At 58.5% G+C, this 14,995-nt stretch carries 16 protein-coding genes; 1 reads left to right on the top strand and 15 read right to left on the bottom strand.

Annotation, left to right across the window (positions count from 1 at the left end; all coding sequences use genetic code 11):
• The first annotated feature begins 248 nt into the window (after positions 1-248).
• On the top strand, positions 249-1,097 hold the full coding sequence (locus ACID345_RS06700; protein ID WP_011522106.1) for an alpha/beta fold hydrolase: 849 nt from the start codon (positions 249-251) through the stop codon (positions 1,095-1,097).
• Between the two features lie 7 nt (positions 1,098-1,104).
• On the opposite strand, the gene ACID345_RS06695 is transcribed toward ACID345_RS06700, so the two are convergent.
• The 15 genes from ACID345_RS06695 to ACID345_RS25190 all read right to left on the bottom strand — a co-directional run bounded on the left by ACID345_RS06695 (position 1,105) and on the right by ACID345_RS25190 (position 14,814).
• Positions 1,105-1,371, bottom strand: coding sequence for a hypothetical protein (locus ACID345_RS06695; RefSeq protein WP_041855510.1), 267 nt, complete (start codon positions 1,369-1,371; stop codon positions 1,105-1,107).
• An 833-nt stretch (positions 1,372-2,204) separates the two neighbouring features.
• Entirely contained in the window at positions 2,205-2,519 is a 315-nt protein-coding gene (locus tag ACID345_RS06690; RefSeq protein WP_011522104.1) for an ATP synthase F0 subunit C, read from the bottom strand.
• A 112-nt stretch (positions 2,520-2,631) separates the two neighbouring features.
• The gene (gene atpB / locus ACID345_RS06685) at positions 2,632-3,369 is read right to left on the bottom strand and encodes a F0F1 ATP synthase subunit A (protein WP_011522103.1); all 738 of its coding nucleotides are present in this window, start codon (positions 3,367-3,369) and stop codon (positions 2,632-2,634) included.
• 26 nt (positions 3,370-3,395) lie between these two features.
• Entirely contained in the window at positions 3,396-3,815 is a 420-nt protein-coding gene (locus ACID345_RS06680) for an ATP synthase subunit I (protein ID WP_011522102.1), read from the bottom strand.
• Positions 3,816-3,897: 82 nt separating this feature from the next.
• Positions 3,898-4,683, bottom strand: coding sequence for a hypothetical protein (locus ACID345_RS06675; RefSeq protein ID WP_011522101.1), 786 nt, complete (start codon positions 4,681-4,683; stop codon positions 3,898-3,900).
• A 65-nt stretch (positions 4,684-4,748) separates the two neighbouring features.
• Entirely contained in the window at positions 4,749-4,970 is a 222-nt protein-coding gene (locus ACID345_RS06670) for an AtpZ/AtpI family protein (protein WP_041855509.1), read from the bottom strand.
• A 77-nt stretch (positions 4,971-5,047) separates the two neighbouring features.
• Complete coding sequence (locus ACID345_RS06665) at positions 5,048-6,583, bottom strand: NADH-quinone oxidoreductase subunit N (RefSeq protein ID WP_011522100.1); 1,536 nt, start codon at positions 6,581-6,583, stop codon at positions 5,048-5,050.
• A gap of 11 nt (positions 6,584-6,594) precedes the next feature.
• Positions 6,595-8,274, bottom strand: a complete 1,680-nt coding sequence (locus ACID345_RS06660; protein ID WP_011522099.1) for a complex I subunit 4 family protein — start codon at positions 8,272-8,274, stop codon at positions 6,595-6,597.
• Positions 8,275-8,301: 27 nt separating this feature from the next.
• Complete coding sequence (gene nuoL, locus ACID345_RS06655; RefSeq protein ID WP_011522098.1) at positions 8,302-10,434, bottom strand: NADH-quinone oxidoreductase subunit L; 2,133 nt, start codon at positions 10,432-10,434, stop codon at positions 8,302-8,304.
• Between the two features lie 8 nt (positions 10,435-10,442).
• Positions 10,443-10,748, bottom strand: a complete 306-nt coding sequence (nuoK, locus tag ACID345_RS06650; RefSeq protein WP_011522097.1) for an NADH-quinone oxidoreductase subunit NuoK — start codon at positions 10,746-10,748, stop codon at positions 10,443-10,445.
• Positions 10,749-10,750: 2 nt separating this feature from the next.
• On the bottom strand, positions 10,751-11,260 hold the full coding sequence (locus tag ACID345_RS06645; RefSeq protein WP_011522096.1) for an NADH-quinone oxidoreductase subunit J family protein: 510 nt from the start codon (positions 11,258-11,260) through the stop codon (positions 10,751-10,753).
• Positions 11,257-11,715 carry a 4Fe-4S binding protein gene (locus ACID345_RS06640; protein ID WP_011522095.1) on the bottom strand — a complete coding sequence of 153 codons (459 nt, stop codon included), beginning with the start codon at positions 11,713-11,715 and terminating at the stop codon, positions 11,257-11,259. The genes ACID345_RS06645 and ACID345_RS06640 overlap by 4 nt, the downstream gene beginning before the upstream one ends.
• Entirely contained in the window at positions 11,712-12,992 is a 1,281-nt protein-coding gene (locus ACID345_RS25195; RefSeq protein WP_011522094.1) for a complex I subunit 1/NuoH family protein, read from the bottom strand. Before ACID345_RS25195 ends, ACID345_RS06640 begins: the two co-directional genes overlap by 4 nt.
• Positions 12,989-14,134 (bottom strand): NADH-quinone oxidoreductase subunit D, encoded by a 1,146-nt coding sequence (locus ACID345_RS06630; RefSeq protein WP_011522093.1) that lies wholly within the window; start codon positions 14,132-14,134, stop codon positions 12,989-12,991. The genes ACID345_RS25195 and ACID345_RS06630 overlap by 4 nt, the downstream gene beginning before the upstream one ends.
• Positions 14,131-14,814 carry an NADH-quinone oxidoreductase subunit C gene (locus tag ACID345_RS25190; protein WP_011522092.1) on the bottom strand — a complete coding sequence of 228 codons (684 nt, stop codon included), beginning with the start codon at positions 14,812-14,814 and terminating at the stop codon, positions 14,131-14,133. Before ACID345_RS25190 ends, ACID345_RS06630 begins: the two co-directional genes overlap by 4 nt.
• Between the last annotated feature and the right edge of the window lie 181 nt (positions 14,815-14,995).

Genomic DNA, 14,995 nt, shown 5'->3' with positions numbered 1-14,995 from the left:
ATGCAGCCACCCATGCGAATCTCGCCGCGGCGGTGGCCGACGGAGGCAAAAGGTGAACTTAGAGAAAGCGCTGGCGATCGATCCGAACCAGCCATTGGCGCGCGAGAACCTCACCATAGTCGAACTGATACCAAAGTAGGAGGTGCGCAGTTTTCATGTATCGAAAGCGCCTCACCGCGAATCTCAAGTGTGTGCACAGTTGAGCCCCGCGGACCTGATCCACGAAAGAGATTAAGGAGCTTTCAATCATGCGAGACTTTCGCATTTCTGCGCACCAGTCTGCTTCCATGTTGCCGTCTGCCGTGTATTGGCGAATCGTCGCGCTATGCGTGGCCTTGTTCGTCCTGATCGCGTGTACCTGCGAGGGGCTCGCTCAATCGACGCCTCCGCCAAGCGGTTCGAAGGCACCCGTCAAAAACATTGTGCTTGTCCATGGTGCTTGGGCCGACGGCTCAGGGTGGAAGGGCGTGTACGACATCCTCGTTAAAGACGGCTACCACGTAAGCATCGTGCAGGAGCCAGAAACATCGTTTCAAGATGACGTTGCCACGACGAAGCGCGTGCTCGCGTTGCAGGATGGCCCGTGCATTCTCGTCGCGCACAGCTACGGCGGAGCCGTGATCACCGAAGCCGGCAATGATCCGGCGGTTGCGGGGCTCGTGTATATCGCCGCGCACATGCCAGACGCAAGCGAGAACGAGGCCGACGATGGCAAGCGCTTCCCCAGCGATCTGAGCAAGTCCAACGCGATCAAGAAGACCGCCGATGGCTTTACCTACCTCGATCCCGCGCAACTGCACGAGTACTTCGCGGCCGACTTGTCAGCCGAGCAAGCAGCATTCCTCGCGAGTTCCCAGGTCTGGAACAAGGCCGAGAACTTCCGCGCGGTGATTTCCCAAGCGGCCTGGCGAACCAAGCCAAGCTGGGCGCTGGTTGCGGCGAGCGACCGCACAATCAATCCCAACCTCGAGCGTTGGTACGCGGAACGCGCCCACAGTCACAAAATCGAAGTTGCGGGAGCGAGCCACGTTGTGTACATCTCTCATCCGAAAGAAGTGGCTGCGCTGATTGAACAGGCGGCCTCGTCAACCAAGTGACCGGTTCCTAGCGCCCGAGCGTGGCACGCCGTTTCGCGAGGTAGCGAACTGCCGAGATGAGTCCACTGAACCGATAAGTCGGATCGAGGTAGCGCTCGATGACATAGAAGGCAAAGTAGTACAGTCGACAAAATGCCCAGACCGTTATGGAAAGCAATGCCAATCTTCTCCACGCAGGGCGGTCCGCCAACAGAAGTCCGCTCGCAAGCACCCCAAGCAACAGGAACAATCCTGCTTTGAGTTTGATCAGTGTCGCATCGTGCAGATCGCGCATGATGATTCGACGGGGCAGTATGGAGAACGCACTAGACCGATTCCTTACAGTCACCGACCCACTCAATACAGTTCACTGGATTTGTGTCCACTCCATGGTCAGCGAGCGTATTCACACAGGCTGGAACCCACGCGTAGAGTTTCCCGTCCAAATACAAAACCCAGGTTTCTGGCGGCGGCGCATCGTCTTGGTCGAAGAACCCCGCGGAGGAATATTGCGACCCTCCATCCGAGACACTTTGAATAGGTTCGTAAACTAGCAAGCGCCCGACATTCGGTTCCGCGGAAATCGCGCCGCATTGCCCTGCCAGGAATCCGCGTCGCTTCAACACGACAGACACGACTGCAGTCACCCATTCTGAGGAGGGCGAGGAAGGCCCCACAGAAACACTCGGTTGCAATTCGGAGCCGCGAAAGCCTCGCGTTAAATCGTCGACTACCGGCGCTGCGTCTTGCGCCAGCTTGTAGCCGGCTGCATAGTGGCGGTATCGCTTGAGATACTTTTACCACCATCGCTGGATCGGACGGCCGCTGCGCATTAACTCACCAGCCCGATTCATGCGTTCAAGGTGAGTGCGAACTTCGATACTAGCTGCAAATGTGCACAGGCCTGCGTGAATCTTAAGCCATCGCTTGCCTCAGCAAGGGAAGTTTGAAACTCCGCCAGGTCAGCAACGCGCTCGGTCATGGCGCGAGTCTAGAGGTGCGGGCACCAGGCCGCAACCGAGCTTCAGTCGGCGGCGGGAAACCACTGCCGAATGGGAGTCTAGACGGCGAGGAAACAAACAAAAACCCCGATCCGTTCGGACCGGGGCTCCTGATACGCGAGATCCTCTAAACAACTTTAATAAACACGATCACGAACGCGAACAGTACCAGCGATTCGATGAACGCGAGACCGAAAATCAGGAACAGCTGAATTCCGGCTCGGCCCGCTGGGTTACGCGCCATCGATTCGCAAGCCGAGGCAGCAACACGGCCCTGGCCGAGTGCGGCCAGACCGACAGCGATGCCGAATCCGATACCGGCTGCGATAGGAACGGCCCAGCCTTTAGCGGCTGCAGCAGCGTCGCCACCCGGGGTTTGCGCCAGTGCCGGCATCGCAAACAACATGAGCAGCATGAAGAGTACGAACAGAGTCTTACGCATGTGTGTTTCTCCTTAGCAATGTCCGCCAGTGGGTGGTTGACCACAGCCTCCTCGGAGTAACTGTCGCCCTCACGCTACGCGGGTACTACAAAACTCATCAAAGAGCGCGACCTTAGTCGTGCCCGTGCGCCGTCGCCTCGGCCAAATACACCGCAGCCAGAGTTATAAAGATGTACGTCTGGATGAGCGACACGAAAATGTGGAGGCCCATGAAAACTACCGGAAATCCCAGGGGCACCAGCGAGAAAAACGCCAAGGTCACCATGTCGCCGGCGAACATGTTCGCGTAGAGACGAATCGTGAGCGACATGATGCGGGCGAAGTGGCTGCAAATTTCAATGACGAACAGCAGCGGCGAGATCCACCACACCGGGCCCAGGAAGTGCTTTAGGTAGCCGATGACGCCATTCTCGCGCAGGCCGTGGACGTGGTAGAAGAACCAGGTCACCAGCGCGCATCCGAGCGGTACCGACGGGAACGCAGTCGGCGCCTCGAAGCCCGGAATCAATCCGATCAGGTTCATCGACAGGATGAACACACCCAGAGTCACGATGTACGACGTATAGGTCTCGTAGCCGTGGCCGATCATCTCTTCGCCCTGGTTGCTGACAAAGTTGTTCATGCCCTCCGCTATATGCTGGAGCACGCCCGGCTTGTCCCAGGACAGCGAGATGCGAGTAGCAATGAAGAACAGTACCAGGAGGAGGAAAACGAGGATTTCCATCGCCACGTAGTTGCTGATGGGCGCCCTCGGGTGCGGGTTCGGAACGTGCAACACGCTCATCATCGCGGACACCGGTCCGGCGAGATACTGATTGAGGAATGCAGTAAACCACAATTGATGCGGCATCTCTATGTTCACAATTTCCGGGAGGATTAGAGTCCGCGTCGCAGCGCGACGTACAGCTCGTACATGGCCTCAACTGCCATCGCGGCAACTGGAAGAACAAGTCCTCCCAATAGCCCGTAAAGTGCTGCAACAGAACTTCTTAATATAACATAGGCGGCTGCGCCAAGGACCCCGTACCGGAGCAGCATCAGGCCCACAATCCTCGCCCCGGATTCCTTGCTTCCCGCATTTGTGATGCGGTCCGCCAAGGCATCCACCGACCGCGAAAGCGACCAGAAATTGTAGGCCGAGAGAACAGCGCCAAGGGCAAATCCGGCACCCACTTGCCAGTGCCATCGCCAAAGAAGGAATGGCAAAACAGCAACCGCGAAGATCGGAATGAGGCGCTTAATCCGGGTCAACGCTCCGGAATAAAACGCTTCGGCTGCCTGTTCCTGGGAGGTCACGGATTCAGTCTCGCACGTCGAAGTTCAACGCGAAAAGAAAAACGGCGGGAGTGACCCCGCCGCTTTCGAACGTAGCCGTACGCTAATTCTTGTTTTCGGTCTTCTTATAATTCGCTGCGAGCTGGTCGAGCACCCCGCTCACATCAATCCCCGAATTGACCGGGGTGGCAAACGCCAGCGAAATGATGCTCTCGCTGCTCGTAATTCCGCCGGGCGAAAACTGGATCCAGCCATAGCGAAGGCGCTGGTCCTTCAGAGCTCCAGGCATCTTGAAGCGCTTCATCGCCGCGTCAATGGATGGCCTGTCGGTCTCGGCTTCGAAGAGCAGCACATCAGCGCCGGCGACGGAGCGGTGTTCCGCCTTGTTGATCTTCATCGGCAGGAACTCTTCCTGGATCTCGCTGGAGGTCCCTCCGCCATGCATGCGGTATCCGCCGAAAAGGTTCGCTACGTAGAACCACTGCGCGTTGCCGGGGTCTCTAACCTCCCACAACTTCGCCGTATGTCCCTCGTGAATGCTCGACGCGATGGCTTGCGAGTACTTGGACGGCAGCGGGAACATTGCGCTCATCAGGATGCGTGCTCCATCCGGCGTCGAGGCTCCCTTGCCCGCGTTGGAGAACTGCTGCGAGATATCGGTCACTTCGCGCAGCTGATAGTCATAGCGAATTTGTAGGACCGATCCCGTGGTCAGGTCGTAGAAGACCTGCGTGCCCGGAGCGCTCGAATCCTTCTCGATCTCGGCGGCCTGTTTCCAGTTGCCGGTAAGAGGCAGATTCACGATGTTGCTTTGAATGCCCTGGGGAAATATGGCCTGGAGAGAAAGAACCAGACATGATGCAAGGAAAGCAAACTTAGCTTTCTTCATAACAACTCCCTTTAAAAAGCGCTTTGTTCATCGTCGCTCTACGGCGCGCGAGAAGCAAAGCAAAATTAATCCTTGTCACTCGCCGATGTGAGCGTGCGCACAAGCTGGATGAACCCGCCCACCGCGCCGACGATGACCCCGGCGATGTACGCCCAATGAGTATGCAACCACTTGTCAACCAGAGCGCCAAGTATCAGTCCCGCTACAACCGCTCCGGGGATGATGAACGCTATCTGGGAATACCGTGCCCAAGTGTACGCGGCCTTCCTATTATCGTCTTCCGCCATTTTTGAAGCCTACACCGACCGACAGAAAACAGGGAGAGCAATCGTCCGCCCTCCCATCCCAAGGAAACCTGCGCGAGCTACCGAAGCAGCCCGATCACCCTTGCGTCGCCTGAGAGCGCCAGCGACCAATTCACAATCCGGAGGAAGACCTCCGGGAACAATCCGATACCCAGTGTCCCAAGCGCCGAAATCCAGAGCGCTGCGCCGAGACTGGGCGAAATCTTCACTGGCTCCGCGTCCACCGCTTCGCGCATGAAGGCCGCGTTCGCTATCCGCAGGTAGTAATACATACCGAGCACAGCGAACAAGACAGCGACAACCGCCAGCGTGTAGTGTCCGGTCTCCATCAGGCTGAGGAAGATGTAGTACTTGCCCCAGAACCCGGCCAGTGGCGGAATGCCCGCCAGCGACAGCAGGAAGACCAGCAGCAGGACCGCTTCGCTCGGCGCTTTGAAGAACAGCCCCGCGAGATCGTCGAGCTCGTCACCGATAATGTCGCGCCGACGGAGCGAGGTAATCACCGCGAACGCACCGAGGTTCATGAACGTGTATACCGCGAGATAAACCAGAATCCCCTTGATGCCCGTGCTGCTATTCTTACCGTCGCTCGCCACGAGTCCGAGCAGCATGTAGCCGACATGGGAGATCGAAGAGTACGCCAGCAGCCGCTTCACGTTGGTTTGCGTCAGCGCCGCGAAGTTACCGCCAATCATCGTCGCTACGGCCACGAAGATCAGGATCGGCGTGTACTGCTCGCGCATCGGCCACAGCATGAATAAGAAGATCCGCAGCAGCATCGCCCAACCAGCGGCTTTTACCGCCACGGACATAAATCCAGTCACCGCCGTTGGCGCGCCTTCATACGCATCCGGCGCCCATTGATGGAACGGGACCGCCGCAATCTTGAAGAGCAATCCGGTTGCCGTCGTGATGAGAGCCAGCAAAGCAATCGGGTCGCGAGGATTGTCGGCCATCCGCTGCGCCAGCTTGTTCGCAATCTCGGTCAGATTCGTTGAACCAGTTAGTCCGTAGAAGAGAGACAGTCCATAAGCGAAGATGCCCGACGAGAACGCGCCCAGCAGCAAGTACTTCAGCGCCGCTTCGTTCGAACGCTTATCGCGTTTCAGGAATCCCACGAGCACATAGGTCGAGAGCGCCATCAACTCGAGGCCCACGAAGAGCAGGATCAGGTCCATGCCCGACGCCATGCACATCATTCCGATCGTAGCGAAGAGGATCAGCGCGTGGTACTCGCCGTGGTCCTCGTGCTCGATTTCCATATAGCGGATGGACATCAGGATCGCGACCGCCGCGCCAACGATGAACAACAAGTAGAAGTAGATGGCGAAGCGGTCCATTACCAGGCTGCCGAGGAAGCCCGAGAAGCGCTTCGATTCCGGCGTCTCGATGTAGTACACCGCCTGCCACACCTTGGCGAGGGACATCGTCGCTGCCGCCAGCCCTGCCAAAGCCAGCGCGGCGTTCCAGCGCTTCCACCCTTTCGGGAGCACAAGGTCCAGCAGCAGGATCGCCACCGCGAACCCCGACAGCACCAGCATCGGGAGGGCCAGCAGATAATCGCTGCGCGACAACAAATTAGGTAACGAAGTCACAGCCTTGCTCCTTAGCTCTTGTGCGCCGACGGATGCGTAACCAACACGGTGACGCGCGTCGGTTTCTCCGTGGCCTTCTTCTCCAGCGGAGTCTCCGGCGCTTTTACCGCGGGTGCTGCTTCCTTCGCGGGCTCGGTCTGCTGCGCGTTGATCACCGGCGCGACGTGCCCCGGTCGATTCGCATTGATCGTTGCTTCCAGCTTCGCCGCAGGTTGGTCGAGAATCTTGAACAGCGGCTGCGGATAGAGGCCGATCGCCAGCGCGAGAATCACCAGCGGCACGAAGGTCGCCAGTTCGCGGGGCGTCAGGTCCGCCAGTTTTTCGTTCTTAGGATTCGTAACCGTCCCGAAGAACACCCGCTGGTAGAGCCACAGCAGATAAGCCGCGGCAAGTACTACGCCCGGAATCGCCCAGATCGCCCAGGTCTTGTTGACCATGAACGTCGCCATCATGATCGGCATTTCGCCGACGAACCCATTCAGCAGTGGCAGGCCCATCGACGACATGAACATGATCAGCGCGATCGTCGCGTAAACCGGCATCACCGTACTGATCCCACCGTATTCCGAGATCTCACGCGTATGCCGCCGCTCGTACAAAATGCCGACAATCAAGAACAGTGCACCAGTCGAGATACCGTGGTTAATCTGTTGGATCACCGACCCGGCAATACCCATCTGCGTGAACACGAAGATGCCCAGGGTGCAGAAGCCCAAGTGGCTGACCGACGAATACGCCACCAGCTTCTTCATGTCTTTCTGCACCAGCGAAACCAGCGCGCCGTAGAGGATGCCGATCAGCGACAGCGTAATCAACAACGCCTGAACCCATTTGATCGTCGCCACCGCCGGGAAAAACGGCAGCGAGAAGCGGATCAAGCCGTACGTTCCCATCTTCAACAGAACGCCCGCCAGGATCACCGAGCCGGCCGTTGGCGCTTCTACGTGCGCATCCGGCAGCCAGGTGTGGAACGGGAACATCGGCACTTTGATCGCGAAGCCGACGAAGAATGCGAAGAACAGGAAGATCGCGGCCTTGCCCGTAATCAGCGGTGCCGTCGCATAGAGCGCTTCCAGCGAGAACGTGTACACGCCCGTCACTGTGTGGTGGTGGAAGTACAGGAACAGGATGCCCAGCAGCATCAGCACCGAGCCGGCCAGCGTGTAGAGGAAGAACTTGATCGCGGCGTACAGCTTGCGCGGCCCGCCCCAAATGCCGATCAGCAGGTACATGGGCACGAGCATCGCTTCCCAGAACACGAAGAATAGGAAGAAATCGTTGGCCATGAAGACGCCGAGCATGCCGGTCTGCAACAGGAGGAACCATGCGTAGTATTCCTTCACGCGGTTCTCAATCGCCGTCCAGGACGACAGGATCGAAATCGAACCCAGCAACGTCGTCAGGATGATCAGCAGAAACGAGATGCCATCAATGCCAAGCTGGTAGCCCGCGCCGATCGAAGGAATCCAGTTGTTCGTCGAGCCTTCGGCGAACTTGAAATATGGCGTCACTTCGCTCTTCACCGCCCAGAACCACGGGATCAGCGGCAGTGAGACCAGGAAGCCAGCCAGCGCCGCGAGGTTCGCGATCCAGCGGATGGCGTTCTTGTTCTCCTTCGGCACCATCAGCAGGAGGATTGCTCCCGCCAGTGGCGTGAACAGCACGATCGAAAGTATGTGCGATCTAAACATAAATAATTCCGTTCACCATGGATCCGTCTAGCGAATCACGTAGTACCAAACCAGCCCAACGACGCCGAATACCATCACCAGCGCGTACCACTGCACTAATCCCCACTGCACCAGGCGCACCGGATACGAAGTGACCCGCGCCACAACCGCCGGTCCATTCACCAGGACGCCATCAATAATCCATTTGTCCCACCAGCTCGAGAGCGTGCCGGCAAAGCGCGTCATCCAACCCGCACCGTTAACGCCGCCATCAATCACGTTGGCATCGAACTTCCAAAGACCATCGCCCAAACCAAGCGCGCCGAGCCGAATCTTCCCAACATTGCAGCGACCGAGCACGGTGTAGTCGTAGGCTTCATCCACGTAGTACTTGTTGAGTAGCGTGTTGTAAACCGGCGGAGCCAGTTCGTTGATCGGCTCCTTGAAGGCTTTGTCGGCCTTGCCGTATGCGCGGTTCGCCATCAACCAGCCAAGTCCCGCCGCACCGATCGAAGCCAGCATCAGCTCATATTCGGTATAGTCGGTTTTCTCTTCTTTGGCCGGAGTCTTTTCGGGAACCGCGGCTCCTTCCGCCACGACCGTGTGCTGATTCGCAAACACTGGCTCGAGAAACTTCTCAAACCGGTTCGACCCGCCCAAACTGTGCGGTACTCCGAGGAATCCCGCAAACACCGCGCAGATCGCCAAAATCACAAGCGGCCCCGTCATCGACTTCGGCGACTCATGCACGTGATGCTCAACCTCATGGCTCATGCGCGGCTGTCCGAAGAACGTGAGATATACCAGTCGGAACATATATAAGCTGGTCATCAGCGCCGTCAGGAAGCCGATACCCCAGAGCACGCGGAACGTCCCGCCATTCGACGACCACGCCTGCCACAGAATCTCGTCTTTCGAGAAGAAGCCTGCCAGCGGCGGAATGCCCGCGATCGCCAGCGTGCCCGCGAACATCGTCCAGAACGTGACTGGAATCTTCTTCCGCAGTGCTCCCATAAAGCGCATGTCCTGCTCACCGCTCATGGCGTGAATCACCGAGCCGGAGCCAAGGAACAGCAATGCTTTAAAGAACGCGTGGGTGAACACGTGAAAGACACCCGCGGTAAATGCGCCTAAGCCGAGAGCAAGGAACATGTAGCCAAGCTGTGAAACCGTCGAATAGGCCAGCACGCGCTTGATGTCGTTTTGCACTAGGCCGATCGAGGCCGCGAAGACCGCGGTCAGTGCACCAACAATCGCGACTACCTTCATCGAATTGGGCGCGAGGATGTACAGTGCGTTCGACCGCGCCACCATGTACACGCCCGCCGTCACCATCGTCGCCGCGTGGATCAGCGCGCTCACCGGTGTCGGGCCTTCCATCGCATCCGGCAGCCACACATAAAGGGGAAGCTGCGCGCTCTTGCCGCAGGCGCCGATGAACAGCGCAATCGTCGCGAAGGTAATCCAGTAATCTCCGGTGTGGAAGATGCCGCTACGCGCGGCCTGGGTGACCTTAGTGAAGTTGATCGAACCGAAGTACCAGGCGATCGTGAACATCCCCACCAGCACCCCGGCATCGCCAATTCGATTGGTGATGAACGCCTTGTTCGCTGCGGTGCTCGCCGATTTCTTATGGAAGTAGAAGCCAATCAGCAGGTAGGAACACAGGCCCACGCCCTCCCACCCCACGAACATCATGGCGTAGTTGTTCCCGAGGATCAGCGTCAGCATCGAGAACATGAACAGGTTCAGGTAACCGAAGAACCGGTAGTACCCGCCGTCATGCTTCATGTATCCGGTCGAGTAAATGTGGATCAGCATGCCCACGCCGGTCACGAAGAGCAGCCAGATCGACGACAACGGATCAAGCAGGAAGCCGGCTTCAGCCTTGAACTCCGCCGTCGCGCCGCTCGCCGTCTTAAAGGTCATCAGCCCGGTGTTCGAACCCAGCCACGTATACACGACCTTCTCGAAGGGCTTGTGGTCCACGGCCGCGTATTGCGTGTACTGAAACACCGCCAGGCACGACCACAGGAACGTCAGCACGATTGCGCCGACGCAAATGCCGTTCACCCACTTCTTGTCGTGCTCGTCATCGAGCTTGCGGCCGAAGAAGAACATGGTCGCCGCGCCAAGCGCCGGGAACAGCGGAATTAACCAGATGTGCTCAAGAAAAAACATGGTCGGTCTCACCACTTCAAGAGATCCACTTCATCCACGTTCACCGTCTCTTTGTTCCGGAAGAACGCGATCACAATGCCAAGTCCCACTGCGGCTTCCGCCGCGGCATCCACCATTACGAAGATCGAAAACACCTGCCCGTGGAGCCCGTAGAGCCGCGAAAACGCTACCAGATTCAGGTTCACGGCGTTCAGGATCAGTTCGATCGACATCAAAATAACCACCACGTTGCGGCGCGTCACCACTCCCACGGTGCCGATGATGAAGAGCATCGCGGCCACAACCAGGTAATGCATGGTTCCGATTTCAGCCATGGTCAGATCCTCTTCTTCGCCATTACAACGGCGCCCACAATTGCCACCAGCAGCAGCAGCGACGCCACTTCAAACGGCAGCATGTAATTCCGGTAGAGCATCACGCCGATGTCCTGCGTATTGCTGGCTTCCGGCAGAATCGCTCGCGTGCTCGGGAAGGTCCCGCCGCCGTTGCGATAGATCAGCAGCAGCATCACGCCGAACAACGCTGCCACCGCCGATCCCGCCAGCCACTGCTTGTTGAACTGCTCTTCCTTCAGCGATCTCTCGAGGTTTACGAGCATGATCACGAAGAGGAACAGCACCATGATTCCGCCCGCGTACAAGATAATCTGCACGCCAGCGACAAACGGGGCATACAGCATCAGGTACAATCCGGCCTGCGCCAGCAGGGTGAAGATCAGGAAGATCGCGGAGTGCACGGCGTTCTTGCGCAGGATCACACCCAGTGCGCTGCCCACGCTGAGCGCCGCAAGAAAATAGAAAAAGAATGGTGTTGCGACGGGTGTCATTTCTCGTATGGCTCCGGAGCTGTGCGATGTTCCAGTACTTTGCGATCGAGCACCATGCCCTCGCGGCTGTACAACGCCATCTCATATCCCGTTCCCAATTTCAGCGACTGCGTCGGGCATGCTTCTTCACACAATCCGCAGAACATGCATCGGCTCACGTCGTAAACGTAAGTGACCATTACCTTCTTCTTGGTCACCGGATCGCGATCGCTCTTCATCGCGATCAAATTCTCCGGGCAGGCCAGCGCGCATAGGTTGCAACCAATGCACAGCGTCTCGCCGTTCTCGCCCAGCTTCATCATCGGCTGGCCGCGGAAGCGGTCCGTAATCACCGGACGCTCCTGCGGATACTGCTCGGTCTGGCAGTCCTTCGGGGCCTGGTACTTGAAGGTGATCGAGAGCCCCTTGATCAAATCGATTAAGAAAACTTTGCGCAGCAGCGGTGCGATGCTCATCGCGCCACCCCCATCAATCCAGCGATCAGCTCATGCCGTACGCCGAGTACCGCAGTCACAATCAGCACCCCGAGCGATACCGGCAGCAGCACCTTCCAGCCAATCTTCATCAGCTGGTCGAAGCGATACCGGGGGAACGTCCCGCGATACCAGATGTAGAGGTACATAAAGACGCCGACCTTCGCCGAGAACCAGAAGATGTCGCTCACCCGTACTCGCACTGCGGGAATCAGCAGCACCGCGCCGATCATCCCCAGCAGCACGCCGAAGATACCGAGCCCGATCGCTTGGACCTTGAACGCCGGCTTGCTCGGCATGCGAACCCATCCGATAAAACATCCCGCGGCCAGCACGAAGAACAACAGCGCCGGGAAGACCGAAAATGCGAAGTCCCACGTAGCGCCGCTCAGCGCATTCGGGAACGGCCGCAGCCATCCGCCGAGCCAGAGCGTTACCGCGATCGACGAAACCGCGATCATCGCCACGTATTCGCCGAGGAAGAACAACGACCAGCGGAACCCGCTGTATTCGGTGTGGAAGCCGGCAGTCAATTCGCTTTCAGCTTCCGGCAGATCGAACGGTGCGCGATTCGTCTCAGCGACCATCGCGATCGCGAAGATCACGAACGCCACCAGCCCGGTCGGAAAGAACTTAAAGATGAACCACGAACCCTGCGCTTGTTGTGCCTGCACAATGCCGATCATGCTCAGCGTTCCAGTGCCGGTCTGCAGCGAGGTCATCATCAACACGCTGACAATCGCCAGCCCCATCGCCACTTCGTAGCTCACCATCTGTGCCGCCGAACGGAGCCCGCCCATCAACGCGTACTTCGAGTTCGACGACCACCCCGCCATCACCACCGCCAGCACGCCGAGCGACGAGATGCCGATCATGAACAAGACACCGATGTTCATGTCCGTCACTGCATGGCTGCGTCCAAACGGGATTACTAGGTACGTGGTGAACGCTGTCATCATCACCGTGACCGGAGCCATCCAGAACAGGAACTTGTCGGCGCCGTCGGGAACGATGTCTTCTTTGATAAGCAGCTTCAGCGCATCAGCAATCGGCTGCAGCAATCCGTGCGGACCTACGCGCATGGGGCCGAGGCGAATCTGCATGTGCGCCAGCACCTTGCGCTCCAGGTAGGTCATCAGCATCACCGCCACTGACGCCACTCCAAAGATCACGAGGATGTAAACCGTGGCCCACAGCGGGCTGCCGTATTCGCCCGGCGTTCCATTGAATTTCAGAAAGTTCAGAAAGTGTGAGATCACCGGTCCACCTCACCCAGCACGATGTCGAGTGTGCCGATCACGGCCACCACATCGGCGATCAGCGCGCCGCGCACCATCTTGTCCAGCGCCTGCAGGTTCACAAAGCTCGGAGGCCGCACCCGCACGCGGTAAGGCTGCAACGAGCCGTCGCTCACAATGAAATATCCAAGCTCGCCCTTGGGCGCTTCGATCGAGTGATAAATCCTTCCGACGGGCGGCTTGAGCACTTTCGGAACCTTCGCCATCGTCGGCCCCGCGGGCAGCTTCTCCACCGCCTGTCGCAGGATCCGGATCGACTGTCGCATCTCCTGCATGCGAACCATGTACCGGTCGAAGGTGTCGCCGTTCTCGCCGGTCGGCACGTCGAAGTCCACCTGGTCGTAAGCCGCGTAGGGCTGTGCTTTCCGCAAATCCCACTTCACGCCAGCCGCGCGCAGTACCGGGCCAGTCACGCCCAAGGCCTTGCAATCTGCGGCATTCAAAATCCCGATACCCTTCGTCCGTTGCAGCCAGATACGATTGCCCGTCAGCAGCCCTTCGTACTCGTCAATCCTCGGCCCAAGCTTGTCGCAGTAATCGAGAACGTCCTTCTCGAACCCTTCGTACGCCTCGTAAATGCAGCCGCCGATGCGGAACGCGTGCGTTGTAAGCCGCGCGCCGCAGTACTTCTCGAAAATCTTCAGCACTTCTTCGCGATCGCGGAAGGTGTAGAACAGCGGCGTCAGCGCACCTATGTCGAGCGCGTGCGTGCCCAGCCAAACCATGTGGCTCGCCAGCCGGTTCAGTTCCGTCAGGATCACGCGCAAGAACTGTGCCCGCGGCGGCGCCTGCACATCGATCAGCTTCTCGACCGCCTCGCAATAGCCCAGGCCGTTGCTTACCGCCGCTACGTAGTCCATGCGGTCCACGTACGGGTTGAACTGCACATACGTGCGGTTCTCAGCGATTTTCTCTACCCCGCGATGCAGGTAGCCGATCACGCACTCCGTACCCAGCACCCGCTCACCATCGAGCTTCAAAATCACGCGTAACACGCCGTGCGTCGACGGATGCTGCGGCCCCATATTGAGGACCAGCTCGTTCGAATCCAGGAACGTTTTGTTCTCGAGATCGCTGGGCGTTACTTCGATTGCTGTACTCATTGTCCGCTCTCGATTCCGACAAACTTGTTCACCCACTGCTGGTCCTGCTGGCGAATGCCGTAGTCCTTGCGCAGCGGGAAGCCGGTCCACTCGTCCGGCAGCAAAATGCGCTTCAGCCCCGGATGCTCCGTGAACTCGATCCCGAACATGTCGAAGACCTCGCGCTCCAGCCAGTCGGCCGTGGGCCACAGGCTGTACACCGAGCGAACCTTATCGCCGTCTTTAATCGGGACCTCGACGCGCACCCGCTCGTTTTTCGCGAACGAATACAGGATGTAAACCATGTCGAACTGCTCTTCGCGCTTCGGCCAATGCAGCGCGGTCACGTCCACGCAGTAATCGAACCCTTCGTCTTCGCGCATCCGCTTCAGGATCTCGAACGCGATGCCCTTGTCCACCACCAGGTACTGGTCCTTCAGGTAAATCGAAGCTTCACGAATCCCCGAGCCGTACTGGCGCTTCAAACTTGCAACAAATTCGCTTTCCCACGGCTTCGGCGCTGGCTTCGGCGGGGCGGGAGGCGCTGGGGGCTTGGCTGCTGCCGGAGCCGCAGGCTTTGCCGGTGCGGCTGCTGCTGGTTTTTCGGGAGTAGGCGCGGCGACTACAGCTTTCGGAACTTCTGCCGCGCCCTCAACCTTCGGCGCCGCAGTCTTGTCCAGTTCAGATTTCTCGTCTGGCATCTGTTCTGTGCCTTTTCTGGTACCAACCCGGCAGGTCTCGGATTGGGACAGTCTTTTCTACCAATGAGTTGGGCTGCTCAGATGCGACGCAGGTCACGAGGAGGTGTGACCCATATCACAATGCACTCGCAAACCCGCCATTCATGCGCCTCCCCGCATCCACAAGAACTCGCAGGACGAA

Source organism: Candidatus Koribacter versatilis Ellin345 (genome assembly GCF_000014005.1).
GTDB lineage: Bacteria > Acidobacteriota > Terriglobia > Terriglobales > Acidobacteriaceae > Korobacter > Korobacter versatilis_A.
Note: the sequence above shows the minus strand (reverse complement) of the source record. Positions and strands in the feature narration are given on the sequence as shown.